The organism is Ilumatobacter sp. (genome assembly GCF_039969435.1).
Classification (GTDB): Bacteria; Actinomycetota; Acidimicrobiia; order Acidimicrobiales; family Ilumatobacteraceae; genus Ilumatobacter_A.
Window position 1 is genome coordinate 19,111 of record NZ_JBDVNU010000035.1, and the last position, 25,785, is coordinate 44,895.

20 protein-coding genes and 2 tRNA genes are annotated in these 25,785 nt (G+C 68.0%); 11 read left to right on the forward strand and 11 right to left on the reverse strand.

The genetic code is table 11. The features are described 5' to 3' along the window. Positions 1 to 32 precede the first annotated feature (32 nt). Positions 33 to 108, reverse strand: a tRNA-Glu gene (locus tag ABJK40_RS17020). A 147-nt stretch (positions 109 to 255) separates the two neighbouring features. On the opposite strand from ABJK40_RS17020, the gene ABJK40_RS17025 reads away from it, so the two are divergent. Next, positions 256 to 330: transfer RNA gene (locus ABJK40_RS17025), tRNA-Gln, on the forward strand. A 148-nt stretch (positions 331 to 478) separates the two neighbouring features. On the opposite strand, the gene ABJK40_RS17030 is transcribed toward ABJK40_RS17025, so the two are convergent. Both ABJK40_RS17030 and ABJK40_RS17035 read right to left on the reverse strand, forming a co-directional pair. Then, the gene (locus tag ABJK40_RS17030) at positions 479 to 3,532 is read right to left on the reverse strand and encodes a bifunctional metallophosphatase/5'-nucleotidase (protein ID WP_348483038.1); all 3,054 of its coding nucleotides are present in this window, start codon (positions 3,530 to 3,532) and stop codon (positions 479 to 481) included. Positions 3,533 to 3,739: 207 nt separating this feature from the next. After that, a complete protein-coding gene (locus tag ABJK40_RS17035; RefSeq protein ID WP_348483037.1) occupies positions 3,740 to 4,126 on the reverse strand; it encodes a hypothetical protein in 387 nt (128 codons plus the stop codon). 66 nt (positions 4,127 to 4,192) lie between these two features. Between ABJK40_RS17035 and ABJK40_RS17040 the strand changes: the two genes are divergently transcribed. Together ABJK40_RS17040 and ABJK40_RS17045 are read left to right on the forward strand one after the other, a co-directional pair. Next, positions 4,193 to 5,152 carry an SDR family NAD(P)-dependent oxidoreductase gene (locus tag ABJK40_RS17040; RefSeq protein ID WP_348483036.1) on the forward strand — a complete coding sequence of 320 codons (960 nt, stop codon included), beginning with the start codon at positions 4,193 to 4,195 and terminating at the stop codon, positions 5,150 to 5,152. 65 nt (positions 5,153 to 5,217) lie between these two features. Then, complete coding sequence (locus tag ABJK40_RS17045) at positions 5,218 to 6,096, forward strand: alpha/beta hydrolase (protein ID WP_348483035.1); 879 nt, start codon at positions 5,218 to 5,220, stop codon at positions 6,094 to 6,096. 18 nt (positions 6,097 to 6,114) lie between these two features. Here the strand turns inward: ABJK40_RS17045 and ABJK40_RS17050 are convergent, their stop codons facing one another. Beyond that, a complete protein-coding gene (locus ABJK40_RS17050; RefSeq protein ID WP_348483034.1) occupies positions 6,115 to 6,615 on the reverse strand; it encodes a PPOX class F420-dependent oxidoreductase in 501 nt (166 codons plus the stop codon). Between the two features lie 64 nt (positions 6,616 to 6,679). Here ABJK40_RS17050 and ABJK40_RS17055 point away from each other — a divergent pair, with 64 nt between their 5' ends. Then, positions 6,680 to 7,597, forward strand: coding sequence for an oxidoreductase (locus tag ABJK40_RS17055; protein WP_348483033.1), 918 nt, complete (start codon positions 6,680 to 6,682; stop codon positions 7,595 to 7,597). A gap of 14 nt (positions 7,598 to 7,611) precedes the next feature. On the opposite strand, the gene ABJK40_RS17060 is transcribed toward ABJK40_RS17055, so the two are convergent. Together ABJK40_RS17060 and ABJK40_RS17065 are read right to left on the reverse strand one after the other, a co-directional pair. Next, positions 7,612 to 8,151: a hypothetical protein gene (locus ABJK40_RS17060; RefSeq protein WP_348483032.1), complete on the reverse strand. Its 540-nt coding sequence runs from the start codon at positions 8,149 to 8,151 to the stop codon at positions 7,612 to 7,614. A gap of 66 nt (positions 8,152 to 8,217) precedes the next feature. After that, positions 8,218 to 9,525: a DUF222 domain-containing protein gene (locus ABJK40_RS17065; RefSeq protein WP_348483031.1), complete on the reverse strand. Its 1,308-nt coding sequence runs from the start codon at positions 9,523 to 9,525 to the stop codon at positions 8,218 to 8,220. Positions 9,526 to 9,659: 134 nt separating this feature from the next. Here ABJK40_RS17065 and ABJK40_RS17070 point away from each other — a divergent pair, with 134 nt between their 5' ends. Further along, positions 9,660 to 10,916: a CoA transferase gene (locus ABJK40_RS17070; protein WP_348483030.1), complete on the forward strand. Its 1,257-nt coding sequence runs from the start codon at positions 9,660 to 9,662 to the stop codon at positions 10,914 to 10,916. A 27-nt stretch (positions 10,917 to 10,943) separates the two neighbouring features. Here ABJK40_RS17070 and ABJK40_RS17075 read toward each other — a convergent pair whose 3' ends face one another. Continuing rightward, positions 10,944 to 11,588 (reverse strand): class I SAM-dependent methyltransferase, encoded by a 645-nt coding sequence (locus ABJK40_RS17075; protein WP_348483029.1) that lies wholly within the window; start codon positions 11,586 to 11,588, stop codon positions 10,944 to 10,946. 112 nt (positions 11,589 to 11,700) lie between these two features. On the opposite strand from ABJK40_RS17075, the gene ABJK40_RS17080 reads away from it, so the two are divergent. The 3 genes from ABJK40_RS17080 to ABJK40_RS17090 all read left to right on the forward strand — a co-directional run bounded on the left by ABJK40_RS17080 (position 11,701) and on the right by ABJK40_RS17090 (position 17,403). After that, entirely contained in the window at positions 11,701 to 13,419 is a 1,719-nt protein-coding gene (locus tag ABJK40_RS17080) for a glutamine--tRNA ligase/YqeY domain fusion protein (protein WP_348483028.1), read from the forward strand. 53 nt (positions 13,420 to 13,472) lie between these two features. Further along, positions 13,473 to 14,408: a hypothetical protein gene (locus tag ABJK40_RS17085; RefSeq protein ID WP_348510348.1), complete on the forward strand. Its 936-nt coding sequence runs from the start codon at positions 13,473 to 13,475 to the stop codon at positions 14,406 to 14,408. Between the two features lie 169 nt (positions 14,409 to 14,577). Beyond that, on the forward strand, positions 14,578 to 17,403 hold the full coding sequence (locus ABJK40_RS17090) for an aryl-sulfate sulfotransferase (protein ID WP_348483026.1): 2,826 nt from the start codon (positions 14,578 to 14,580) through the stop codon (positions 17,401 to 17,403). Between the two features lie 54 nt (positions 17,404 to 17,457). Here ABJK40_RS17090 and ABJK40_RS17095 read toward each other — a convergent pair whose 3' ends face one another. The 4 genes from ABJK40_RS17095 to ABJK40_RS17110 form a co-directional block, all read right to left on the reverse strand. Next, complete coding sequence (locus ABJK40_RS17095) at positions 17,458 to 18,324, reverse strand: thioesterase family protein (RefSeq protein ID WP_348483025.1); 867 nt, start codon at positions 18,322 to 18,324, stop codon at positions 17,458 to 17,460. Further along, entirely contained in the window at positions 18,324 to 19,238 is a 915-nt protein-coding gene (locus tag ABJK40_RS17100; RefSeq protein ID WP_348483024.1) for an LLM class flavin-dependent oxidoreductase, read from the reverse strand. Before ABJK40_RS17100 ends, ABJK40_RS17095 begins: the two co-directional genes overlap by 1 nt. After that, on the reverse strand, positions 19,235 to 20,044 hold the full coding sequence (locus ABJK40_RS17105; RefSeq protein ID WP_348483023.1) for an alpha/beta fold hydrolase: 810 nt from the start codon (positions 20,042 to 20,044) through the stop codon (positions 19,235 to 19,237). Before ABJK40_RS17105 ends, ABJK40_RS17100 begins: the two co-directional genes overlap by 4 nt. Before the next feature lie 99 nt (positions 20,045 to 20,143). Continuing rightward, a complete protein-coding gene (locus ABJK40_RS17110) occupies positions 20,144 to 20,368 on the reverse strand; it encodes a hypothetical protein (RefSeq protein ID WP_348483022.1) in 225 nt (74 codons plus the stop codon). A 356-nt stretch (positions 20,369 to 20,724) separates the two neighbouring features. Here ABJK40_RS17110 and ABJK40_RS17115 point away from each other — a divergent pair, with 356 nt between their 5' ends. The 3 genes from ABJK40_RS17115 to ABJK40_RS17125 all read left to right on the forward strand — a co-directional run bounded on the left by ABJK40_RS17115 (position 20,725) and on the right by ABJK40_RS17125 (position 25,754). Continuing rightward, positions 20,725 to 21,471 (forward strand): SDR family oxidoreductase, encoded by a 747-nt coding sequence (locus ABJK40_RS17115; protein ID WP_348483045.1) that lies wholly within the window; start codon positions 20,725 to 20,727, stop codon positions 21,469 to 21,471. A 4-nt stretch (positions 21,472 to 21,475) separates the two neighbouring features. Continuing rightward, complete coding sequence (locus ABJK40_RS17120) at positions 21,476 to 21,967, forward strand: GNAT family N-acetyltransferase (RefSeq protein ID WP_348483021.1); 492 nt, start codon at positions 21,476 to 21,478, stop codon at positions 21,965 to 21,967. 124 nt (positions 21,968 to 22,091) lie between these two features. Continuing rightward, positions 22,092 to 25,754 carry an error-prone DNA polymerase gene (locus ABJK40_RS17125; RefSeq protein ID WP_348483020.1) on the forward strand — a complete coding sequence of 1,221 codons (3,663 nt, stop codon included), beginning with the start codon at positions 22,092 to 22,094 and terminating at the stop codon, positions 25,752 to 25,754. Positions 25,755 to 25,785: the final 31 nt, after the last annotated feature.

Below are 25,785 nucleotides of genomic sequence, written 5' to 3' on the forward strand. Positions count from 1 at the left end.
CCGATCAGGTCGACTGATCAGGGGTTTTCGCGTGGCATCCCGTACGGGATTCGAACCCGTGTTGCCACCTTGAGAGGGTGGAGTCCTCGGCCCCTAGACGAACGGGACGTGATGCAGCACCGGCCGTGGCTGGTGCGGTCGCCAACGATAGCGGCCCGGGTCCGGAAATTGCACCGAGTCGATGGGCGGAGCCGCCGATATCCTCGGTTCCCGCACAGGCTCCGACCGCTCCGGCGGATCGGGGTCACCGCACTCTGGGGTGTGGTGTAATTGGCAACACGACAGTTTCTGGTTCTGTTATTAGGGGTTCGATTCCCTTCACCCCAACCATGCGACGGCCGGCCCATCAGGGCCGGCCGTCGTCGTTCTCGCCGGAGGACCGCCATGGACGTTCGGGCGGGACGCGGAACGGCCCGCCGATCGCTCGACGGGCCGTTCCCTTCAGGTCTGCCGCACGAGCGGCATGGTTCTCAGACGATCAGGTCGCCGGTCGGAACGGGACGACCGGATCGATCGAACCCGTCACGTCGACGATCAGTTCCGTCTCCTGTGAGGTGTAGATGCACACGGTGCCGTCTGCACTCACCTTGGCCACCACGGAGTTGGCGATGATGTCGCCGCCCTCGTAGTTGAGCGTCGATGCGAGCGGACGGTCCTCGTCGCACGGGTACACGGTCAGGAACCCTCGGGCGGCGCCGCGGATCGCAGCAGCGTTGAGGATCACCGTCTCGGGCATCGGCCCGACGCCACCGCGACCGGCGACGGTCAGGGTCAGGGTCTCTTCCGCTGCGAGCGGGCCGTCCCCTTCGTTCTGACCGTCGATCGTGGTGGAGGTGTCGAACGTGCGGGTGTCGACGAGGCGGGCCGGAAGCAGCGGCTCCGGTGTTCCGCCCAGCGGCACGAATGCGTTGATGTCGGCGATCAGGTTGGTGGCGACGGAGGTGTAGATGCACACCTTGCCGTCCTCACCGATCTGGCTGCTGACCGAGTTCGACGCGATCCGACCGAGGTCGTAGTTCAGGCTCGACGCGAGAGGCCGGGTCTCACCACACGGGTAGATCGTGAGGAACCCACGATCGGCTGCGTTGATCGCTCCGACGTTCAGCACGGCCGAGACAGCGTCGGTGTCGACGGTGTCGCCCGCTGCGCCACGTCCCGTGACCTGCAGTTCGACGGTGGTGCCGGCGGCAACCGGGCCACCGCCCTGGAAGTCACCGTCGATGGTCGTCGAGCCCGGGATGGTGCGGGTGTCGATGAGGCGAGCGGGGAGCACCGGGGTGGGTGATCCGTTCGCCGGCACGGCACTGTTCACATCGGCGTAGACGTCGGTCTCGACGCTGGAGTAGATGCACGTGGTGCCCTCGCTCGAGAGCTGAGCGAACACGGCGTTCGAGCGCACGTCGCCGGCATCGGCGTTGAGGCTCGACGCGGTGGGCCGCTCGGCTGCGTCACAGGGGTAGACCGTGAGGAAGCCTGTCGCACTCGGGTTGACCATGCCGATGTTCAGCACGGCAGCCGACGCACTGGCGGGGACGCCGCCACGATCGCCGACCTGGAGTTCGATCTCCTCGCCTGCGGCCAGTCGACCCACGCCTTCGAACAGGTCGTCGACCGTCTGGCTGTTGGGGCCTGTCCGGGTGTCGAGCAGACGCCCGGGGGTCACGGAGACCTGCGGAGCCGGCAGCGTGGTCAGCGTTTCGGTCACCCGGTCGGTGCCGGGCGAAGTGAGCGGTGCGGCCGACTCCTCGAAGTAGTCGATGAGCGCCTCGAGGTCCGTCGGTCCGGGCAGACGATCGCCCGGGGCGACTTCGGCGAAGGTGTCGAAGCTGTCCCCACCGTCGGCGAGGAAGTTGTTCACCGCGACGTTGTACGTCATGGCGTCGTCGATGTCGACTCCGTCCAGCTGGACATTGCTGACAGCGATGTCGGTGCAGACGGTTCCCTGCGTGGTGAGGTCGAGGTCGTACGTGAAGCCCTCGGACACACCGAGGAACAGCACCGGGCGACTGCTGTCACCGGGTTGGCACTGCTCGACGAGGACCTGCTTGATCTGCGCACCGGTCATCGGCAGGACCGACAACGAGTTGTTGAACGGCTGGAACGTGAACGCTTCCGCATAGGTGACGATGCCGTCCTCGGCTTCACCTGCGGAGGCCGCGAACGTCAGGTCGGAACGAATGCCGCCGGCGTTCATGAACGCGATGTCGGCTGCGATGCCGGCGTCGTTCACGCCGAAGAGCTGGGCGTCGGCGATCAGGTTGCCGGCGCTCGATTCCACTCCTCGGTCCGAACCGGTCGGAGTTCCACCGCGCGTGATGTCCTCGGCGATGCGTCCCACTTCCTGCTCGCCGATGTCGTCGACGATGGGGCTCCACTTGTCGATGACGGCCGTGATGGCCGGATCGGCGGTGAGTTCGCTCTGGATCACCGGGTGGTTGACGACCGACAGCGTGCTGCGGTCGACATCACCTTGGTCGTCGATGTCGAAGGTCATCTCGCTGACGACCTTGCCGTGCTCCCATGCGCTGATGACCGGACGGCCTTCGAGCTCGCAGTTGTACGGCTGCTGGGTGTGGCCCGAGATGACACCGTCGATCTCGGCGTCGAGGCCCTCGTTGATCGCCACGATGGGTCCGGAGACTCCCTCACAACCGTCGATCGCGAACTCGGTCGGGATGCCACCTTCGTGCAACAACACGAAGATCGACTCGACGCCAGGGTGGTCGGTCTGGATCTCGGTGACCAGGTTGTTCGCCGTCGTCACTTCGTCTTCGAAGGTGTACCCGTCGATGCCGGAAGCCGACACGAGTTCGTCGGTTCCGTCGAGGGTCATTCCGATGAAGGCGATCTCCGTGACGCCGCCCCCGCCGTTCACCTCGACCAGCGAGTAGCCGCCGAGATCTTCGTAGTCGCCCTTGGCGTCGTCGAGATCGAGCGGTTCACCGGTGAGATCGTCGGTGACGTTGGCGGCCAGCCATTGGAAGTCGGCGCCGGCGTAGGGATCGGTGGGGAAGAAGCAGTCGTCGGCGTCGTCGGTTCCGACAGCGGCCATGTCGCCATCGGTATCGAAGCATCCGCCGTTCTGCATGCGGAGCAGTTCTGCCACGCCATCGTCGAACTCGTGGTTGCCGACACCGGAGATGTCGAGGCCCATTTCATTGAGCGACTCGACCGAGGGCTCGTCGCGGACGATGCCCGAGAAGAACGGCGTGCCGCCGATGTTGTCGCCGGCCGCGACGGTGAACGATGCGTCGGCCTCGGAAGCAGCACGGAGTTCGGTCAGCTTGGCGGAGAGGAACTCGCCGCCCCCGGCATCCTCGTCGCCGATGGATCCGGCCGCACCACCTTCGACGTGGCCGTGGTAGTCGTTGAACGACAGGATCTGAACCGTGTCGCCTTCAGCGGCTTGCGCCGATGGTCCGCTGGCGCCGACGATGGCGACCGTCGACGCGACGGTGCCTGCTGCGACCAGCGAGGTGATGGCTCTCCGGCGTGCTGAGCGCACGCGGGGAGCGGGGACTTGTGTAGTCATGGAACCTCCGGTATTCGTTGTCTTCGTGGCGCCCGCTGAGTACGAGCCTCGCACACGAATCGCACTGTAGGAGGCCGCGCCGGAGAACGCCAGACCTGATCGGGTGCTTCCGAGGCGCGCCACCGAGCGTTCACCTGTCCGAAACCCGGGGCGCCCGGCACGTCCGCCCGGAGGCGGCGGACGGAGCGGTGACCGGAGTGGCCCGACTCAGGCCGGAGATGTCGTGGGAGCCGGTCCGATTCGCCCGGCATCTGCTGCGGTGACGTCCTTGTGGAAGCGCTTGTGCACGTAGAGTTTCTCGCCCAGGGTCTCGCACTTCCACCACAGCCCACTGGCGGGGCCGATCACGGTGCTCCGGTCGATCACGTTGCGGATCGACTTGGCCTTGGTGGCACTCCACTTGCCGGTGTCGAACACGACGATCCGACGGTCCGTCACCACCACGGAACGGTACGCGTTGCCGAACAGGACGATCCAGTAGCTGAGGAACGCCCAGTAGGGGTTGAACGTCTGCGCAGCGAACGCCGCTTCGACCCGTTCACCCTCGTCGAGGAATGGTGTCGCCCGTTCGATGATCTTGTCTCTGAGTGCCATGGAGCAGACACTACGTCACCGGCGTCCGGTCGTTGACGGGGACGTGTCCCCTCCTACGTTGGCTCGATGATCGAACGCTTCGACCACGAGACCACCACCGACGACGTGCTGGACGGCATGGATCTGAGCGCTCGTCGGTTCGCCATCACCGGCACATCGGCCGGACTCGGTGAGGAGGCGACGCGTGCGCTCGCCTCACGCGGCGCGTCGGTGCTGATGCTCGCCCGCGACGATGCCGCGAACCGCGCAGCGGCGGCACGGGTGCGGGCGTCGGTCCCCGATGCCGAACTGACCACGGCCGTGCTCGACCTGGCCGACCTCGCCAGCGTGCGAGCGTGCGCCGCCGAGATCGACGGGCGTGGCGAGGCGATCGACGTCCTCATCAACAACGCGGGGGTGATGGCGTGCCCGTTCGGTCGCACCGCCGACGGCTTCGAGACGCAGTTCGGCACGAACCACCTCGGTCACTTCGAACTCACGAGGCTGCTGATGCCGGTCGTGCTCGCCGGCGACGAACCGCGCATCGTGTGTCTCTCGTCGTCCGCTCACGACATCAGCGACGTCGACCTCGACGATCCGAACTTCGAACACACCCCCTATGACGCATGGATCGCGTACGGTCGGTCGAAGTCGGCGAACGCCCTTCACGCGCTCGGACTGTCGATGCGCCACGGAGCCGAGGAGGTGACAGCGGTGTCCGTCCACCCGGGGGCGATCCGCACGTCGCTCGGCCGCCACCTCGACGACGAACTGATGAACCAGGCGATCGAGCGCGGCCGGCAGCGTGCCGCGGAGCACCCGTGGGCCTCGACCGGGCGACGCTTCAAGACCGTCGAGCAGGGAGCGGCCACGGAGGTCTGGGCCGCGACGGCGCCAGGAATGTCGGCGCACCACGGCGGATACCTCGCGGACTGCGGCCCCGGTGTGCTCGGTGCCAATCCTGGCGAGAACGGGATGCGCCCGTGGATCGCCGACGTCGACACCGCACAACGACTCTGGGAGCTGAGCGAGCGACTCGTCACCTGACAGTGAGTGTCAGAGAGGGTCAGAGACTACGCTTTGTAGTGTTCACTACAAACACGGAGGCGACCATGGCGACACTCACCCCATCCGCAGCGAGCGATCTGTTCCGACGCGAGCCGGACCGCTACCTGGACGTCGGAGCAGGCGAGGTCGCCCTCCGGAGCGTCGGCTCCGGGCCCGACGTGCTGTTCGTGCACGGTTGGCCGGTGAGCGGTGCCACGTTCCGACTGCTCCTCCCGCACTTCGCCGATCACGTGACGTGCCACGTGATCGACCTCCCGTCCGCCGGATCGAGCCGGTTCGACGCCGAGACCCCGATGTCGGTCGAGCAGCACATCACGTCGGTCCGGCGGGTCGTCGACCTGCTCGAACTCGATTCGGTGGCCGTGGTGGGCCATGACAGCGGAGGATTGATCGCACGCCATGCGATGGTCGACGACCCGCGCCTGCGTTCGATGGGGTTGGTGGACACCGAACCACCCGAGCCGGGTTGGCGCTTCCGCTCGTTCATCGCCGCACGTCGCCTCCCCGGCTTCGCCGCCGGATTGGGATTCGTCGCCGGCCGGCCGCGTCTGCGCCGGATTCGCGCCGTCCTCGGCGACGCCTTCGCCGACCGGTCGCTCCTCGATGGCGAGTTCGACGAATTCTTCCTCCAGCCGTTGGCGCAGTCCCCCGCACGGCGAGCCGCCGCGACGAAGGTGCTGCGGACGTTCGACATGGACCACGTCCGCGAACTCGCTTCGATCCACCCCAGGATCGACGTGCCCGTCCAGTTGGTGTGGGGCGCTCGGGATCCGTTCTTCCCCGTCGATGCCGCCAGAGCCATGGTCGACACGTTCCCAGACGCACGACTCGACGTGATCGAGGGTGCCGGATTGTTCGCGCACGAGGAGCGCCCGGCCGAGGTGGCCGGCGCACTCCTGCCGACTCTGCTCGGGGAACGCTGAGCGCCGCTCGGCGCCGAGTCAGTCGTCGGCGAGGCGGGCCGGGAAGCCACCCTTCGCGATCGGCCCCCACCGTTCGATCGTGATGCGGATCAGGCACTTGCCCTGCGCCGTCATCGCCGCCCTGTACTCGTCCCAGTCCGGGTGCTCGCCAGAGATCACCCGGAAGTACTCGCACAGTCCGTCGAGTGCGTCAGGCAGGTCGATCACCTCGGCGGTCCCGTCGACCTGCACCCACTCGCCGTTCCAGTCGTCGCTCTGCACCACCATCGACGCCCGCGGATCCCGACGCAGATTGTGGACCTTGGCGCGCTCCGGGTAGCTCGACACGACGATCCGCCCGCCGTCCGTATCGCCGACTGCGCCACTCGACTCGTCGAGTCCCATCGACACGAGCGACGACTGCGGCCAGCCGTCGCTGCGACGCGTGAGCAGCACCCCGTGATGGCGAGGCCGGATGAACTCGTCGAGTTCCTCCCGGCTCACGTCGCGGTTCGTGGCGATGTACTTCTTGTCGACCATCCAGCCAGTGTCGCTCGGTTCACGGCCGGGAGGGGACCGGTGCGCCGGTCGGCACACTGGAACGATGAGTGGATTCACCGCCGACGACGTCACCGACCAGTCCGGGAGGACGTTCTTCGTCACCGGCGCGAACACCGGTCTCGGGTTCGAGGCGGCCCGAGTGCTCGCCGCTCGAGGTGGACGCGTTCTTCTCGGCTGTCGTTCCGAGGACAAGGCGACGGCAGCGATGGCCAAGATCGCGTCCGCTGTTCCGGGAGCCGACCTGCGCTTCGTCCCCCTCGATCAGGGTGACCTCGCCAGCGTCGAGACCGCGGCGGCTCTGGTGGGGGAGGAGGATCGCCTCGACGTGCTCGTCAACAACGCAGGGATCATGATGCCGCCGCTGGAGTACACGACCGATGGATTCGAGTCGCAGTTCGGTGTCAACCACCTCGGCACGTTCGCCCTCACGTCGCACCTGCTCCCGATGCTCTCGACGACGGGCGCCGAGCACGGTGGTTCGCGGGTCGTCGTCACGAGCAGCATCGCCCACAAGCCCGGCAGGATCGATTTCGCCGACCTCGAAGCCCACGAGCGCTACGACCCCCAGACCCGCTACCAGCAGAGCAAGCTCGCGAACCTGCTGTTCATGTACGAACTCGACCGCCGCCTCCGCGCCGCCGGTTCGCCGACGATCGCCGTCGCGTGTCATCCGGGCATCGCCGCCACGGAACTCGCTCGCCACCTGCCGAAGGTGGTGGCGTTGGCGATGCCGCTCGTGAAGTTGGTGCTGAACTCGGCGTCCCAGGGTGCCTGGCCGACGTTGATGGCCGCGACGTCCGACGATGTCGACGGCGGCGACTACACCGGTCCGTCGCGCTTCGGTGAGACCTCGGGCAAAGCCGAGAAGGTCGAGTCGACCGATCGCGCCCGTGACCCGGAACTGGCGGCTCGACTGTGGGATGTCTCGATCGAACTGACCGGGGTCGACCCGAGGATCTGACCGCCGCAGCCGGGTCAGGTGGACCGCAACCGAGAGCCGATGGAGGCAAGGCTGCTCCAGGCGAGGTAGCAGGCGGCGCATGCGCACACGCCCAGCGCCACTCCCACGCCGTTCGCGAACACGTCACCCATCTCGACGGCGCGGGTCGAGGAGTATCGGCCTTGGCCCACCTCCACCAGGATGCTGCCGGCGAAGGTCGCCATGGCGGCGATGATCAGCGGCGCCCAGCGCCAGACCGCGAGCCCGACCAACGTCATGGCCACGGCCCACACGCCGACGTGGACGATCGCGTCGTTGCCGGGGTCCCGCCCCTCGGTCAGCGAACCGATCCGATCGGATCGGTTCAGTCGGTCCGACAGGCGTACGGCGAAGTCGCCGAAGATCCGCTCCATCAAACCCGGGGCTCGGTCGGACAGCATGAGTGCGACGTTGAACAGTGCGGCACCGAGTGCGAGGAGACCGACCAAGGCGCGCAGGGCGAGCGGTGGTCGATACGCAGGACGGCTCGGTGGGCGCTGTCGAACGTCTCCCGGTGCCGCAGTCGTCGTCGTCATCCGACCAGTCGACCACGCGTTCGGCTCGATTCCGACGCGAGGTACGGGCACGCCCGCACGTGAAGATCAGACAGATGGGGTGCCGCGGACGGACGCGGACAGCGGACCGCCGGGCAGGGCGAGGCCGACGAGTGGTGGACGCAGGACGGTTGCGTTGCCGTGTGGGTCGTTCAGGTTGAAGTGGCCGCCCCCGAGGGGCTCGATACTCCAGTGCTGCTCGTGCAGCAGATGGTGATGGAACCAGCAGAGCAGGACGAGGTTGTCGGGTGTCGTCTCGCCGTTGTCGAGCCAGTGGATCGCGTGGTGGGCGTCGCACCCTCCGGCGGGAATCGCGCAGCCGGCCCAGCGGCACCCGTGGTCGCGGACGAGGAGCGTGTCGAACAGCGAATCGCTGACGACGCGCTGGCTGCGTCCGAAGTCGACCACGGTGCCGAGCGGGTTGGTGACGTACCGGTGGATGTTGCAGTCGCACGCCACGCGCCGCACGGCATCGGAGGACACGAGGATGCGGTCGGTGTCGGTGTCGAGCGCCCCGCCCATTGGCCGACGGGCTTCCGGTACCGTCGTCCGCGATTCGTCCGCTGTGGTGTGTGCGCCGGGTGCTTGTTGCGCGTGCCAGGTGTCGACGAGGTCGTCGTACGCGATGGTGGCGACGACCCGGGCCTTGCGGCGTTTCCTTCCCGGAACCGGGAGGTGGTTCTCGACGGCCATGCGCGCGATGGTGACGAGAGCGTCGGCGCGTCGTTGGGCAGCACTGCGAGTTTCGCCGTCGGCGGGTTGGGCGTGGAGGCGGATGGCTTCACGCAGGAGAGTGAAGCCTTCGGGGTCGAGCTTCCCGTCGATGACGCCGACGCCGTCGAGGAGTCGTGAGAGGTGCAGTGCGCGCGAGTCGAACCGGTCGTCGTCGGTGGCGGCTTCGCGGTCGGGGTCGGCGCGCATGCGCCACGTGTCGAGGACGAGTCGGAAGTCGGCGTGCGGCATCGTGGTGGCCCAGCCACAGAGCATCCGTTCGTCGTGGGCGAACTGGTCGGCGATCGTCGGCACCCACGCATCGGCCAGGAGGCGCAGCGACGATTCGGCGAGGATGCCGTCGGCGAACGCGGCTCGGATGACGGGCATCTTCTGGATGCGGTCGGCGAGGTGGAGAGTGAGCTTGCAGAACCCGACGCCTTCGCGAGTGGTGACGACCAACCAGTCGGTGGGCGAGCGGAAGCCACGGGCGTAGAACGACCCGCCGTTGACGACGGCATCGACCTCGTCCAGTTGCACGGAACGGTTGCGTCGCATGGCTCGGGTGGCGGCGTCGACCGCAGGCGCGGGATCGGCCCGTTCGGCCATCTCCTCAACGCACTCGGCAAACACCTGTCGGGTCATGATGTCCATTCAAGCACGGGGGTACTCCAGAGTTTCCGGGAGACCGGCGGGCACCCGACCGTCCCATTCCTTCCGTGGTGGGCGATCACCTAGGTTGACGTGCGCATTCCCGGGGTCGCCTCGACAGGTGATCGGTGTGCCGGGTCGAGCAGGAGGAGTCGATCGTGGTGTCACCGCTGTCGGGCATACGTGTCGTCGAGGCGACGAACTGGATGGCTGCGCCGAGTGCCGGCGCGATCCTGGCCGACATGGGGGCCGACGTCGTGAAGGTCGAGCCGCCGACCGGCGACGTCGTGCGCGGCATGATCCGGCCGCCGAAGGTCGAGGGTCCAGCCGCCGAGATCGACTACTCGTTCACCGTCGACAACCGCGGCAAGAAGTCGATCGCGATCGCCTTCGACGAACCCGGCGGTGCCGCCGTGATGCGTCGGCTCGTGTCGGGGGCCGACGTCTTCCTCTGCAACCTGCTGCCGCAGCGCCAGCTCCGCTACGGGCTCGACCCCGAGACGTTGTTCGCCGAGACACCGCGGCTCGTCCATGCCACGTTGACCGGATACGGCCTGCACGGACCCGACGCCGACCGTCCCGGTTTCGACGTGACGACGTTCTTCGGTCGAGGTGCGGTCACCGACTCGATGAGCGAGCCGGGCTCGGCGGCACCGGGTCCGCGACCGGCACAGGGCGACCACACGACCGGCCTGGCGCTGGTCGCATCGATCCTCGCCGCGCTGCGGCTCGTCGACCAGACGGGCGAGGGTCAGGTCGTCGACGTGAGCCTGCTCGCCACTGCGACCTGGACGATGGCGTCGGACCTGGCAGCCGTGCTGATCGACGGACGCCAACCGACCAAGCGAGATCGTCGCCACGTCATCACACCGCTGGCGAACCGGTTCCGCTCGAGCGACGACCGTTGGATGATCTTCAACATGCCCGAGCCCCGCTGGTGGCCGAAGTTCTGCATCGCGACCCACCAGGAGGCACTGCTCGACGACCCACGCTTCGAGACGCCGCGCGACCGGTTCCAGAACATGCCCGAACTGATCGATCTGATCGACGAGACCTTCGCGGCGAAGACCCTCGCCGAGTGGGGCGTGATCTTGGACGCGGCCGGGCTGATCTGGGGTCCGGCGTCGACGATGGTCGAGCTCGCCAACGATCCTCAAGCGGCCGCGATCGGGCTGTTCCCCGAGATCGAGCACGCCGAGGGATCGTTCCGGACCGTCGCATCACCCATCGGCGTGCGCGGAGCCGACATCGCACCGCGCGGCCTCGCGCCGGGCATCGGCGAGCACACGGTGGAAGTACTCGAGTCGCTCGGCTACACCTCCGCCGAGATCGATGCGCTCGCGACCTCGGGTTCGGTGTGGCTGCCGACCTCGGAGGAGACCTGACGATTCGAGCGGTCCGAGGGTCGGCCGTCAGCGTCGAGTCGCGTCGGTGAGCATCGGCCACGGCACGAAGCCGAGGCGGGGGATCCGGCCCTGGTGCTCGACACGGAAGCGGTCGGCTTCGAGCAGCTTCTTGAGGCGTCGCTTCGGGATCGGCCGGATCGGCCGGCCGGCGAGTTCGGTCGCCCGTTGGATCGCGTCGTCGGCGAAGCCCGTGACCGTGGCGATCGACGCGATCACGAGACGACCTCCCGGCCGCAACAGACGTGCGAGTTCGGCGACGGCGGCCTCCTGGTCTCGATACCAGTGGAACGACTCGGTGCACGTGACCACGTCGAACGACCCGTCGGCGAGCGGGAGTCGCTGCGCGTCGGCGCGGACGAAACCGCCGACGTTCGTGAATGCGTCATCGGCCTCGGCACGCTCGAGCGCACGCCCCAACATGCCGTCGGAGAGATCGGCGCCGACGATGGTCGCTTCGGGAAACTTCTCGCCGAGGCGGCGGGTGAGCTGGCCGGTGCCGCAGCCGAGGTCGAGGACACGTTCGGGTCGGAGGCCGTCGAGACGGGCGAGCACGGCATCGTGGACCGGTCGGTACGTGCTCTGCTGGAGGCCCGCCCGATCGTAGGTGGCCGACCAGAGGTCGAAGAAGATCGATTCAGCGGGCACCGACATGCGTCACACTCTGTCAGAGATCGGTGAGGGGTGCAGACGGCCCGCGACCGACATCGTTCGACGGGAGACCTCGTGGGAGGGGACGCTCGACGCCGGGTTGCATACTGGGCCGATGAGTGACGCCGACGATCGCCCGACCGCCGCCAACTTCGTGCGCGAACTCGTGATCGCCGACAACGAGCGGGGCACGTTCGCCGGCCGTGTCCAGACCCGGTTCCCACCGGAGCCGAACGGCTACCTGCACATCGGTCATGCCAAGGCGATCAGCGTCGACTTCGACCTCGCCGCGGAGTTCGGTGGTGTGTGCAACCTGCGCTTCGACGACACGAATCCCGACACCGAGGACACGAGCTACGTCGATGCGATCATCGAGGACCTCGCCTGGCTGGGGTACCGCCAGGGAGAGGACTACCCCGAGCCGCTCTATGCGAGCGACTACTTCGAACAGCTCTACCGCTGGGCGGAGTTGCTGATCGAGCGGGGTTGCGCGTACGTCGATGAACAGGACGGCGAGACCATCTCGGCGCAGCGCGGCGGGTACGGGAACCCGGGCGTGGAGAGCCCGCACCGCGACCGGCCGGTGGAGGAGAACCTCGACCTCTTCCGCCGGATGCGCGCCGGTGAGTTCGCCGACGCCGCGATGGTGCTGCGCGCCAAGGTCGACATGCAGCACGAGAACATGCAGATGCGCGACCCGGTCATGTACCGCATCCGAGCCGCCGAGCACCACCGCACCGGGACGTCGTGGCCGATCTACCCGACCTACGACTGGGCGCACGGGCAGAGCGACGCGATCGAAGGGGTCACCCACTCGCTGTGCACCCTCGAGTTCGACAGCCACCGCGAGCTCTACGACTGGTACCTCGACCAGCTGCGCGAGGCCGGCGAACTGCCCCACGAACAGCCCCGCCAGACGGAGTTCGCCAGGCTGGCGTTGACCCATACGATGACGTCGAAGCGCAAGCTGCTCCAGCTCGTCACCGACGGTGTGGTCGACGGATGGGACGACGCTCGGATGCCCACGCTCAGCGGACTGCGCCGACGGGGGTATCCGGCGGAGTCGATCCGCGAGTTCTGCTCCTTCATCGGCGTGTCACGCACCAACAGCCGCAACGAGATCGAGCTGCTCGAGTCGTTCGTGCGGACCCGCCTCAACCGGCTCGCCCTTCGACGCATGGCCGTGCTGCGCCCACTCGAGGTCGTCATCACCAACTGGCCGACCGACGACGCGGGCGACCCGATCGTCGAACACGTCGAACTGATCAACAACCCGGAGAACTCCGAGGACGGCACGCGCACCGCGCCGTTCTCCGGTCGGTTCTGGATCGAGCGGGAGGACTTCATGGCCGAGCCCGAGCCGAAGTACTTCCGGCTGTCGCCCGGTCGCGAAGTGCGGCTGCGCGGCGCGTACTTCGTGACCTGTACGGGGTTCGAGGCGAACGACGACGGCTCGGTCGCCCGGGTGCTCGTCACCTGCGACCCCGAGACGCGCGGCGGCAATGCGCCCGACGGCCGCAAGGTCAAGTCGACGATGCACTGGGTGTCGGCTGCGCACGCCGTCGGCGGCAGCGTGGCCCTGTACGACCGGTTGTTCTCCGCCGAGGTGCCGGGCGAGGCGACGGGGGACGTGTTGGACGACCTCGATCCCGACTCGCGCGAACTGCTCACCGACTGCAAGCTGGAGCCGGCGCTCGCCGACACGCCGCCCGGTGCCGTGGTCCAGTTCGAGCGGCTCGGCTACTTCGCTCACGATCCCGACCAGCCGATGCTGTTCCATCGAACGGTCGGGCTCCGCGACGAGTGGGCGAACATCCAGAAGCGCAAGGGCTGACGGGTCGGGTGGGTCGGCGCTCGAAGCCCGGCGGCCGGCGTGTCGGTGTGGCGGTGCTGGTGATGACGCTCGCCGCCACGTCGGCGTGTGGTGGCGACGACTCCGCCGCCACGACCAGCTCGCCTCCGACTTCCACACTCGCAGGCGTCGCGAGCACGGTGCTTCCGCCGGCCGTCTCGACGACGACCGTGTCGACCACGACCGCTGCCTCGACGGATGTCCCGACCTCGGTGACGACCACGATCACCACTCTCCCTGCGACGACCCTTCCTGCGACGACCATTCCTCCGACGACCCTCGCTCCGACCACCACGACGTGGACCACCGTTGCTCCCGCCACCACCACCGCCATCACCACGGCGACCTCGGTGCCCACTGCGCCGCCGCCGCTCGGCGGGACGGCGACCGCATGCCAGGGGGTCGCACTGATCGGCGACTCGACCGCGGTCGGACTCGACGGTACGAACGGTGTGCTCTCGGGCGGTGCGACGATCAACGCGCAACTCGCCGCCATCGGTGTCGCCGACCTCCGCATCGACGCGAGCGGCGGTCGGTCGATCGTCGAGACGCTGCCGGGACAGGCCAACGGTCCCGATGCGATCGCCGCGATCCAGGCCACCGGGTTCGCTGGATGCTGGGTGATCCTGCTCGGAACGAACGATGCCGCCAACATCGCTGCCGGGTCGAACGCCGACGCAGCGCGACGGATCGGACTCGTCCTCGACGCCGTCGCCGGCGAACCCACCTTGTGGCTCACCGCATCGACGGTGCGAAACGACGGTTTCTGGGCGCGTCCCAACACGTTGGCGTGGAACGATCGACTGCTGGCGCTCCTCGCGGGCGTGCCCAACGTCCAGGTCGCCGACTGGGACGCCGCCGCCAGTGCGCAGCCGTGGTTCGTCTCCGACGACATCCATCCGAACCCTGCCGGACTGACCGCCCGTGCCCGCTTCGTCGCCGACAATCTCCGCGTCTACTTCCCCGCCTGACCCGAGCCTCGTCGTTCTGGCTCGGAGGACATGCGACGAGGCCTCGTCGTTCTGGTTCAGAGGAGATGCGACGGGGTCTCGTCGTCGTGGTGGGGTGACGGAACTCCCGATCGGGTGAGCGACGTGAACTGCACGAACGGCCACGCGCCGTGTCGCTACATTCGCGACCATGTCGACTCTCAATGGCCGCATCGCGTCGGGCTGGTCCGCTGCGCTGGCACTGGTGCTTCCCGTGATCACGGTGCTCCTGCCCGTGGCGACGCCGACCGCGTCCGCCGCCGCCACCGCCGCCGTCACCTGTGCACCGGTCGTCGCCTCGCAACCCCCCGTCGAACCGACACTGCTCTCGTTCGACTCCCAGGTTCCGGAGCGCATCGTGGACACCCGCGCGGGAACGGGTGGGGTGGCGACGCCGCTCGGTGCGGGCTGCACCCTCCGGGTCGACATGTCCGGCATCGGACCGGCTGACGTGGCGGCCTTCGCTCTCTCGGTGACCGTGATCTCCCAGGAACGTGGCTTCTTCACGGCGTTCCCATGCGCGTCCGGTCGGCCGGGAACGTCGAGCGTCAACGCGCGCTCGTCGGTGGCCACTCCGAACCTCGTCGTCGGGGTGCCCGATGCGAGCGGCGCCGTCTGCCTGTACTCCGATCGGGGTGGCGACGTCGTGATCGACGTCTCGGGCTGGTGGGCCGACGGCCCGAACCGGATCACGCCGATCGAACCCCAGCGCGCCTACGACAGTCGCGTCGCGCCGACGTCCGGCGTGAAGCTGCCGGCCGAGGCCGTCCAGGCGGTCGAGGTGGGCGGCGTGGTCGTTCCCGACGACGCCGTGTCGGTCACCGTCACGCTGGCAGCGGTGGCACCCGAGACGAACGGGTTCCTGGTCGTCTACCCGTGCGGTCAACCCAGGCCACTCGCCTCCAACCTGAACTTCCTCGCCGGCGAGCGGCGAGCCGTCTCGGCGATCGTCGAACTCGGATCGATCGATGCTGCGGCCGACGGCAAGGTGTGCGTCAGCGGCAACGCCACGACCCACTTCCTCCTCGACGTCACCGGCTACAACGCTCCGTCGGCCTTCACCAGTCCCGACGTCACCATCGAGCCGGTCGCCGACACTCGTATCGTCGACACACGCGAACCCAACGTCCCGGGAGTGCGCTTCGGCGCCCGGACGACCCAGCGGTTCGACCTGTCCGACGTGATCGAGCGACCCGACGACGCGGTCGCCGTGGTGCTCAACGCCGTCGCCGTGCGTGCGTCGAGCGCATCGTTCCTCTCGATCACCCCGTGCGTGGCCGGCACGCCGACGACGTCGTCGATCAACTACGACCTGAACCAGACCGCCAACCTCGTGGTGACTGCGCTCACCGACGACACCGAGTTCTGCGTGTACACCGACACCGCGGTCGACGTGGTCATCGATCTCGTCGGCGTGGTCACCGGACCCGAGGGTTCGTTGATCAACCAGCTGTCGCTGTCGGAGGTCGACGGCACGCTCGTCCCGCTCGACCAGGAGTTCGCCGTCGACTCACCCGACGCATCGATGCGGTGCCCGGCCACTCGGAACCTCCGCCTCCGACTCGGAACCGCCTCCGGCGTGACCGCGACGGCGAACGTGAACGGACTTCCCGTCGGAGCCGGGACCACCGTCGAGCCCGACCGTCCGATCACACTCGGCCCCGACGACCTGCTGACCGTGCGGCTCACCCGCGGCACCGAGACAGCTGAGTACTACGTCCGCTGCCTCCCGGCCGACTTCCCGACGCTCCTGGTGGAGAAGGCCGATGGCGCCGCGCCGGGCTGGTACCTCACCGACCTGAACGCGCGAGCCGCCACCGGGGCCGACTTCCTCGCCATCCTCGACGAACGCGGCACGCCGGTCTGGTACCAGCGACTCGACCGGGCGCTGATCGACGCCAAGCTCCTGTCGACGGGCAATATCTCTGCCGCGGAAAATGAGAGTCGCTTCAGCACTAAACCGGAGGTTGGTCATCGCATGATCGCACTCGACGGGACCCTGGTGGACGAGTGGCTCACCGATTCGAATGACCACCCGCCTGATAAGCACGACATCGCAGAGATCCCTGAACTGCCGGACGGGAGGGCCATCATCAGTTACCCGCTCCTGGACGGCGTCGACTTGAGCTCCCTCGCTCCGGATCAGTCACTGCCCGCGCCTATTCGCTGCGACGGGTCAGTTGCGGGGGTCGACAAGACGATTGTGGACGGTTCGATTCGGGAGATCTCCGGCGACGGCACGCTGGTCTGGGATTGGAACATGTCCGATTACTTCGGGATGGAGGAGGTGCGGATTCCGCTCTGCTTCAAGAAGTACCCCGCTGAGAATTCGGGGGCTGGCGAGGTCGATGTCTTCCACATCAACTCGCTCCAACGAGTCGTGGAGGACGACTGCGGCACGGAGTGCGACTACGTCGTCTCGGCTCGCCACCTCGATGCGGTCTTCCGCGTCGATCGCCCGACCGATGCAGTGGAGTGGATCCTGTCCAGCTCGCCCGAGAGCCTCGAAAATTTGTCTGGCGCCGAGCGTCTGAACATCGTCGGAGACCCCCACTTTGGTCCGCTGCGCCCGCACGATGCCATCCTCAAGGGTGACATTCTCACGATGCACGACAATCGGAGCCTGACGAATCCCGAAGAAGCGGCACGGTTCGTTCAATATCGCATCGACACCTCAAGTTCCGACTCTGCCGACTGGACGGCGACGATGGTCCGCCAAATCGAATCGCCGTTCGGTTTCTCCAGCGGCGCTCTCGGGAGCGCACGACTGGCGGACGACGGCTCTGTGTTGGTGGGTTGGGGGTCCTTGCAACCGGTATTCGTCGAGTATGGATCCACCGGAACTGAGTTGCTCCGTATCGCAGTTCCCGGCGTCACCCCGTACCGCATCGTCAAGTACGCACCCGACGACTTCGACGCCGACGAACTCCGAGCCACCGCCGGGAACACGACCCAGGCCCCGCCGCCACCTCCCTGACGTCCGACGTGCGAGGCCCGTCGAACGGTGTCTGACACCGTGTGACAGACGGGGTCAGCGGGGTTCGACGAAGAGGCTCTGGACGCTGCGGCCGACACGACCGTCGGCGTCGTACAACTCCGACTCGGCGAATCCGGCTCCCGACGAGTCCGTGTCGGTGCCGTATCGCGAGTGGCTGACCATTCCGATCCACTCACCGACCGGTGGTCGGGCGAGGTGCACGGTGAGGTCCGGGTTGATGAACAGGAACCGCTCGTAGTCGATCGCACTGCTCACGCCGTTGCCGAAGTCGGCAGCAGCGACCGCCCGCTGGACGCCGGACAGCGGTTCGCCCTCGACGAGGACCGTCGTGAGCCGGACCCACAGCGACATCGGCCCGGGCTCGTCCCAGCTCCCGGCGACCACCCGATGTTCGGCGCTGTGGCTGTGGAAGGCGACCTGGTCGCCATCGGTCGCCCAGGACATGAGAACCCGTGGGGCGTCCTGCGCATCGCCGGTCAGCGAAGGCGGTGCGGTCGGGTGGATCGGGAGCGGGAAGTCACGGCGACGGACCCGCAGCGCACGAACCTTGGCGACCTCGATCCCATCGACATCGTTCAACGACGCCGCCACGACGGACACCTTGCGCCCCGGACGTTCCACCTCGGCTGCCAACCTCAACGGTCGTCCGACGGGGACCGGCCGCGTCAGTTCGACCGTGAGGCGGGTGATCACCCAGTCGACATCGGGCGACTCGATCTGTTCGCACGCTCGGGCGAGCATCGCCGACACCGGGCCGCCGTGGCAGTGCGCCGGATCCCACGGCCCTCGTGCGAACTCCGTCGCCGACCACCAGTCGCCCGGACCCGCGCCGGCGGCGTCGACCGGGACGAACAGCGCCGGCGGCCTCGACGATTCCTGCGGTTCGGGGGACGACGGCATCAGCCGACCTCGAGCGGTTTCAGAGCACCGGCTGCCTCGGTGAGATGTTCGACCCATTCGTCGGCGTCGGCGGGCTCGTCGAGAGGGAGGACGACAAACTTCGTGGTGCCCACGTCGACGAAGCGGGAGATCATCTCCTGCAGCGACTCCCACGAGTCGGGGACGAGTTCGGTGATGTCGTCGAGGTCGGGTCGACGCTTCGCCAGCAGCTTCTGGATCGGCTCGGGGATGATGCGGAACGAGTAGGGGATCAGGACTCCGTAGTGGTCGGCCTCGATCTCGCGGTCGTGCTCGGCGCAGACCTGTTCGATGGTTGCGCGACCCGCCTCGGCGTCGGCCGGCAGCACGAACGACGGAAGCCAACCGTCGGCGAGGCGACCGACACGCTTGAGTTCCGACGGAGCGATCCCGCCGAGCCACACGTCCATCCGCTTCGGTGCGGGTCGGACGAAGGCCCCGTCGTAGGAGAACCGGGGTCCGTCGTGGGTGAACGGTTCGCCGGTCCAGCACTTGCGCATGACGGCGAGGGTCTCGTCGAAGAGCGCAGCTCGCTCGCCGCGTTCCACGCCGAACGCCTGCTGTTCGATCGGGTCGACGGCACCGAGGCCGAACGCCGGGAGCAGTCGTCCGCCCGACATCGTGGCGAGGGTGGCGAGCTCCTTGGCCAACACCACCGGGTTGCGCCCGGGGAGCACCATCACCGACATGCCGAACTTGAGCTTCGTCGTGCGCCCGGCGCCGTACGCCATCGCCACGAGCGGGTCGGGAGCTTCGCCGCTGATCTTCTCCGACAGCCAGAGGGAATCGAAACCGAGGCCTTCGAGTGCGTCGACGACGGCGCCATAGCTCTCGTCGTGCAGGTTCGTCCGAGTGCCGAGCCCATATCCGATCCGGACCTTCATGTCATCGCTCACGAGTCGGTTCCTTCCGGTTGGCGTGTGTGGCCGACACCACGAGCGATGTCGGACACGATGTCGGTCATTGCGTCGACGTCACTCATGAACGGTGAGTGATCGGTGTCGAGTTCGATGCGGTGGGTGCATCGGGCAGCCATTGCGGCCTGGTGGTCGGGATGCACCGCACGGTCGCGACTGCAGACGACGAAGGTGGACTCCACGCTGTCGCGAGGCGAGCCGTCGACCTCCTCGGTCATCGAGGCCATCGGCTGCGGCGACAGGCGTGGGAGCGCCACAGCGATCGTCTCGGGAGCGCACTCGCCGTACAGGGCACCTGCGGCGGTTGCAGGGTCGAGGGTCGTCGCGGTGCCGTCCGCCGTCGGGATCATCGCCGCGCCGAGGTCGACGTCTCGTCGTTCGAAGGATCCGAGTGCGCTGAGCACCGACTCGCCCGAGTCGAGTGCGAACGCCGCGACGTAGACCAGGTGGCCGATGTCGGTGCGGCCGGCGGCGGCCTGGGTGATCACCGCGCCGCCGTAGCTGTGGCCGACCAGCACGATCGGTCCGACGTCGCGTGACGCGAGTACGTCGAGGGTCGCCGACACGGCCGCAGCGTCGCCGTGCAGGCCCGTCAGGTCGGCGGTGGATGCGCCGTGGCCGGGGAGGTCGATCGAGAGCGACGCGATGCCGCGTTCGTCGAGTCGGGTCTGGAGTGCGGCCCAGCACCAGCCTCCGTGCCACGCTCCGTGCACGAGCACGACGAACGCAGGGCTCGAGCGGACGAGCGGGGTGTCGTCGACATCGGTCGAGTCGTCGGAGGTCACTCGGCGATCGTGTCACACGGCGATCCGAGGGACGCAGGCCGGAGCAGTGGACCGTTCGGACTCGACCGCGTGGTGCCGTCGGCCGGCATCGGGTCGAGGTCAGTGACGTGCGGAGACGATCACCATGTCGGCGACCGCACGACGGCGGATCCGCTCGGTCTGGAACCAGCTGGCGGCGAAGGCGACGACGATCACGGGGACCACGACGGCAGCCTGAGGAACGTCACCGGAGCGCGAGACTCCGACAGCGATCAGCGCTGCGAGCACGGACAGGACCACGGCGAGCTTGACGGCGGCGGTCCAGGTGCGGCGGCTGACTTCCATGTCCTGATCATGCAGGTCCGATGTCACCGCAACGTCCCGTGCGAATGTGTCGCGCGCCGATTGTCACCAGATCGCGACAAATGTCGCGGAGTCGTGAGGCGCGACATGACGAACCGGTGTCGGCTCGCGCGCCGAACCGTGTCGTTGTCATTTGCGGCGGTGCGAACAGATCGTGGTCCACTCCGGTGATGGTGTGCGGCGATCGGGATCTGCTGATGCCGCACCGGTCGAACATTCGTAGAGTCGGCCGTGTGACCGACGCCTCAGCTCAGCCCGACGCCGCCCGATCCGACCACGTCGAGTCCGACCCGGGCGGCCGGCCCACCTCCACGCCGGGCGGCCTCGACCCGGCCGAGATGTTCCGCCTCGACGGGCAGGTCGCGATCGTGACGGGAGCGTCGTCGGGCCTCGGGGAGCGGTTCGCCCGGGTCCTCGCTGCGGTCGGTGCGAGCGTCGTGCTGGCCGCCCGTCGGGCCGATCGCCTCGAGGCGCTCGCCGCCGAGTTGCCCGGATCCCTCGCCGTCGCCGCCGATCTGTCGGTGGCCAAGGACCGTGAGCGACTCGTCGCCCGGACGCTCGAGCGGTTCGGCCGCGTCGACGTGCTGGTCAACAACGCGGGCATCGGAGAGGCGACGCGGATCGAGGACGAGACGCTCGAACAGTTCCGGTTCGCCATGGAGGTCAACGTCACCGCGATCTGGCACCTGTCGAAGTTGTGTGGTGAGTCGATGATCGCTGCCGGGTCGGGTTCGATCATCAACGTCGCCTCGATGCTCGGTCACGTGGCGTCGGCGCCGATCAAGCAGGCCCACTACTGCGCGAGCAAGGGAGCGGTGATCAACATGACGCGCGAGTTCGCCGCGCAGTGGGGTCGCAAGGGTGTGCGGGTCAACGCTCTGAGCCCGGGATGGTTCGAGTCGGAGATGACGGCGGGCATGGAATCCGACGAGTCGAGTCAGGCCTTCGTGAAGGCGAATGCGATGCTGCCCCGAATGGGTCACGCAGACGAACTCGACGGCGCTCTGCTCCTGCTCGCCAGCCGGGCCGGCGGATACATGACCGGCCACAGCCTGCTCGTCGACGGCGGCTGGACCGCCCGCTGACCCGATGTTGACCGATCGGCTGGAGATCCGAAACCCGGTCGAGTCGGACCGTGATCGGTTCGTCGAGTTGTTCGGCGACGAGGAGTTCATGGTCTTCTCGGGCGGGGTGCTCGACGTGGACGCCGCCGACGCGCGGTTCGACCACATGTGTGAACTCGCCGTCGAGATGCCGTTCGCGAAGCGGCCGATCGTCGAACGGTCGACTGGCACCATCGTCGGCTACACCGGCGTCGACCGGTTCGAGTTCGAGGGTGCGATCGAGTTGGAGTTCGGGTGGCGGCTGGTGCCGTCGGTACGCGGCACGGGGTACGCCACCGAAGCGGCGGGCGCTGTGATGGCGGTGCTGGAGCGTGAGTTCACCGGAACCGTGTTCGCCATGATCGACCCGAGGAACGAACCCTCGAAGGCGGTGGCCCGCAAGGTCGGTTTCGAGTTCTGGAAGCTCGCCGTCGTGAACGGATTCGACGACGAGATCCACCGCCGCCACGTCCCCTGAACGATGCCGACGCACCAACCTCTGTTGATCGGTCCGGGACGGAACAACAGAGGCTGGTTGCGGGTGAGCTGGGGTGATCAGATCGAACTTGCGTTCGTAGCACATACGTTCGATACTGTGGTGGATGGGATTCAACAACCCGTCCTGGACGTGGGGCGAACTGGAAGGTGCGCTCTCCGACCGGGGCCGCACCCCACAGGCGCCGCGTACCGGTCGCGACGGGCGTGCCCCCGGCTCTCCGTCGTGGAACGGCGGCGGCGACAGCCCCGCATGGAGCCGCAAGCGCCAGCCGTTCGAAGCACCCGACGACCTGACCTCCCGGGCGGTCGATCCCGTACATCCGTATGCGGAGTTGCACTGCCACACGAACTTCTCGTTCCTCGATGGTGCGTCGCATCCCGAAGAACTGGCGGTCGAGGCGGCCCGGCTGGGGTTGGAGGCGTTGGCGGTCACCGACCACAACGGCTTCTACGGCGTGGTCCGCTTCGCCGAGGCGGCCCGAGCGGTCGGCCTGGCCACCGTGTTCGGCGCGGAGATCACACTCACCGCTCGACGTGACGGCCGACTGATCGAAGGGAGCGTCGCCCGCTCGGAAGCCGACACGCTCGTCCAGGTCGACACCGGGCTCGTCCCCGACTCCCACGCCCCCGATCCGGCCGGCACCCATGTGCTCGTCCTCGCCGACGGTCCGACCGGGTACGCACGTCTGTCACGGATCCTGAGCCAAGGGCACCTGGCAGGCGAGAAGGGAGCGCCGCAGTTCGCGTTCGACGACCTGGTGGGCGGCGGCGACTCGGGCCTGGTCGGCCCGACCGGCACGCACGGCTGGGTACTGACCGGGTGCCGCAAGGGCGCGGTCCCGGCGGCGCTGGTGAACCACGGCGTGGACGCTGCCCGTCGTGAACTCGAACGCCTCGTCGATGCATTCGGCCGCGACCGGGTGCTCGTCGAACTGTGGGACCACGGTGATCCGGCCGACACGACACGCAACGACGCGCTGTACGAGATCGCCCGGCGGATGGGCGTGGCGTGCGTGGCCACGAACAACGTGCACTACGCCACCCCCGCCCAACGCCGGCTCGCCACCGCACTCGCCGCCGTCCGCTCGCGACGCAGCCTCGCCGAGATCGATGCGTGGCTCCCGTCGTCGGCCGGTGCCCACTTGCGTTCCGGTGCCGAGCAGGCCACACGCTTCGCCAGATATCCCGGTGCGGTCGAGACCTCGTCGGAGATCGGCCGCGCTGCGGCGTTCGACCTGTCCCTCGTCGCCCCGAACCTGCCGCCCTTCCCGTGCCCGGTGCGTCCGGTGTCCGGCACAGGGAGCGACGCCATCGTCGCGCCGGTGCCGGATCCCGGAGTCGATCGTGAGACGTCGACGGAGCCGGATCGCGAGACGTTGACGGAGATGGAATACCTGCGCGAGATCGTGGCGCAGGGAGCAGCCCGTCGCTACGGCACGCGGCCACCGCCCGGCGAGGACCTGTCGCTGCGGGCGCGTGCGTGGAAGACGATCGACCACGAACTCGCCCTGATCGAACAACTCGACTTCGCCGGCTACTTCCTCATCGTGTGGGACCTCGTCGAGTTCTGCCGTCGCTCGAACATCTACTGCCAGGGACGCGGGAGCGCGGCGAACTCGGCGGTCTGCTACGCGATCGGCGTCACCGCAGCCGATGCGGTGTCGCTCGGCCTGCTGTTCGAACGCTTCCTCTCACCGGAACGTGACGGGCCGCCCGACATCGACATCGACATCGAGAGCGACAGGAGAGAGGAGGTGATCCAGTACGTGTACGCGACGTACGGGCGCCACCACACCGCACAGGTCGCCAACGTCATCACCTACCGGTCGCGCTCGTCGATCCGCGACATGGCCAAGGCGCTCGGCTACGAGCCGGGTCAGCAGGATGCGTGGGCCAAGGAGGTCGATGCGTGGGGCAACGTGGCTGCCACCGCCGAGCAACCCGGTTGCACGATCCCGCCGACGGTGCTGGCCCTGGCCGCCGAGATCGAGGACGCGCCGCGCCACCTGGGCATCCACTCCGGCGGCATGGTCATCGCCGACCGGCCGGTGGTGGAGGTGTGCCCGGTCGAGTGGGGGCGCATGGAGAAGCGCTCGGTCCTGCAGTGGGACAAGGAGGACTGTGCCGCCACCGGGTTGGTGAAGTTCGACCTGCTCGGCCTCGGGATGCTCTCCGCGTTGCACTACGCCGTCGACCTGATCCACGATCACCGGGGCTACGAGATCGACCTCGCCACCATCCCCCAGGACGACGACGTCTACTCGATGCTGTGTCGGGCCGACACGGTCGGCGTGTTCCAGATCGAGTCGCGCGCCCAGATGGCGACGCTCCCACGCCTCAAGCCGCGCAAGTTCTACGACCTCGTGGTGGAGGTGGCGCTGATCCGGCCGGGCCCGATCCAGGGCGGCTCGGTGCACCCGTACATCCGCCGGCGCAACGGCCAGGAGCAGGTCACGTACCTGCACCCGCTGTTGGAGAACTCGCTCGCCAAGACGCTCGGCGTGCCGCTGTTCCAGGAGCAGATGATGCAGATGGCGATGGACGTGGCGAACTTCAGCCCTGCCGAGGCCGACGAGTTGCGACAGGCGATGGGCTCGAAGCGGTCGGCGCGTCGGATGGAGGCACTGCGCCAACGGCTGTACGCAGGGATGAAGGAGAACGGGATCGAGGGGGACATCGCGGACGAGTTGTTCACCAAGCTCAAGGCGTTCGCCAACTACGGCTTCCCCGAGTCGCACTCGGTGTCGTTCGCCTACCTGGTCTACGCCTCGTCGTGGATCAAGCACTACGAACCCGCTGCGTTCTGTGCGGCACTCCTCAACGCGCAGCCGATGGGCTTCTGGTCGCCGCACACCCTGGTCCAGGACGCCCGCCGCCACGGTGTGGTCGTGCACACCCCCGACCTCAACGCGTCCGGCGCCGGAGCGACCCTGGAACCGTGCGAAGGTTCACTGGGTTCCACCGCCCGCCCGACAGCGCACGGATTCGCCACGTCGAATCGTCGACAGGAGCCGGGAACTCCCGGGAGCGGAGGAGTGGAGGAGTCGTTGGCGACGGGGCTGGCGGTGCGGTTGGGGTTGGGGTCGGTGCGCTCGATCGGGGCCGACCTGGCCGAGGCGATGGTCGACGCCCGCGAGCGTGACGGCGTGTTCACCGGCACGGAGGATCTGGTGCGTCGGGTGCCGTCGCTCACCCTCGGCAACCTCGAAGCACTCGCGACGGCGGGCGCGTTCCAGGAGTGCTTCGACCTCGATCGCCGTGAGTCGCTGTGGACCGTCGGGGCCACCTCGCAGTCGAGGCCGGGTCGATTGGAAGGGATGGTCACCGGAGTCGACGCACCGCGCCTGCCGGGGATGACACCGGTCGAGGTCGCCGTGGCCGACCTGTGGGCCACCGGCGTGTCACCCGAGGGGCATCCGACGATCTTCGTGCGCCAGGAGATGGACCGACTCGGGGTGCTCACGTCGAAGGACCTGTGGGATGCCGAACCGACCTCCACGGTCCGGGTGGCCGGCGTGGTCACCCACCGTCAACGTCCGATGACCGCACAGGGCACCACGTTCCTCAATCTGGAGGACGAGTTCGGGTTGATCAACGTCGTGGTGTCGAAAGGCTGCTGGGCCCGGTTCCGAACGGTCGCCCGCGGTGCTCCGGCGATGCTGATCCGCGGCCGCCTCGAACGTTCCGAAGGCGTCATCAACATCGTCGCCGATCACCTCGCCGTGCTCCCGATGCCCGGCAGGACCGTCAGCCGTGACTTCCGTTGATGTTTCGGTCCGCCGAGCTTCGCCTACCCTC

Coding starts and splice junctions, on each gene's coding strand:
- ABJK40_RS17080 (WP_348483028.1), top strand. CDS start 11,701: ATGAGTGACGCCGACGATCGCCCGACCGCCGCCAACTTCGTGCGCGAA.
- ABJK40_RS17040 (WP_348483036.1), top strand. CDS start 4,193: ATGATCGAACGCTTCGACCACGAGACCACCACCGACGACGTGCTGGAC.
- ABJK40_RS17035 (WP_348483037.1), bottom strand. CDS start 4,126: ATGGCACTCAGAGACAAGATCATCGAACGGGCGACACCATTCCTCGAC.
- ABJK40_RS17045 (WP_348483035.1), top strand. CDS start 5,218: ATGGCGACACTCACCCCATCCGCAGCGAGCGATCTGTTCCGACGCGAG.
- ABJK40_RS17030 (WP_348483038.1), bottom strand. CDS start 3,532: ATGACTACACAAGTCCCCGCTCCCCGCGTGCGCTCAGCACGCCGGAGA.
- ABJK40_RS17120 (WP_348483021.1), top strand. CDS start 21,476: ATGTTGACCGATCGGCTGGAGATCCGAAACCCGGTCGAGTCGGACCGT.
- ABJK40_RS17090 (WP_348483026.1), top strand. CDS start 14,578: ATGTCGACTCTCAATGGCCGCATCGCGTCGGGCTGGTCCGCTGCGCTG.
- ABJK40_RS17065 (WP_348483031.1), bottom strand. CDS start 9,525: ATGACCCGACAGGTGTTTGCCGAGTGCGTTGAGGAGATGGCCGAACGG.
- ABJK40_RS17115 (WP_348483045.1), top strand. CDS start 20,725: ATGTTCCGCCTCGACGGGCAGGTCGCGATCGTGACGGGAGCGTCGTCG.
- ABJK40_RS17125 (WP_348483020.1), top strand. CDS start 22,092: ATGGGATTCAACAACCCGTCCTGGACGTGGGGCGAACTGGAAGGTGCG.
- ABJK40_RS17110 (WP_348483022.1), bottom strand. CDS start 20,368: ATGGAAGTCAGCCGCCGCACCTGGACCGCCGCCGTCAAGCTCGCCGTG.
- ABJK40_RS17075 (WP_348483029.1), bottom strand. CDS start 11,588: ATGTCGGTGCCCGCTGAATCGATCTTCTTCGACCTCTGGTCGGCCACC.
- ABJK40_RS17095 (WP_348483025.1), bottom strand. CDS start 18,324: ATGCCGTCGTCCCCCGAACCGCAGGAATCGTCGAGGCCGCCGGCGCTG.
- ABJK40_RS17050 (WP_348483034.1), bottom strand. CDS start 6,615: ATGGTCGACAAGAAGTACATCGCCACGAACCGCGACGTGAGCCGGGAG.
- ABJK40_RS17060 (WP_348483032.1), bottom strand. CDS start 8,151: ATGACGACGACGACTGCGGCACCGGGAGACGTTCGACAGCGCCCACCG.
- ABJK40_RS17055 (WP_348483033.1), top strand. CDS start 6,680: ATGAGTGGATTCACCGCCGACGACGTCACCGACCAGTCCGGGAGGACG.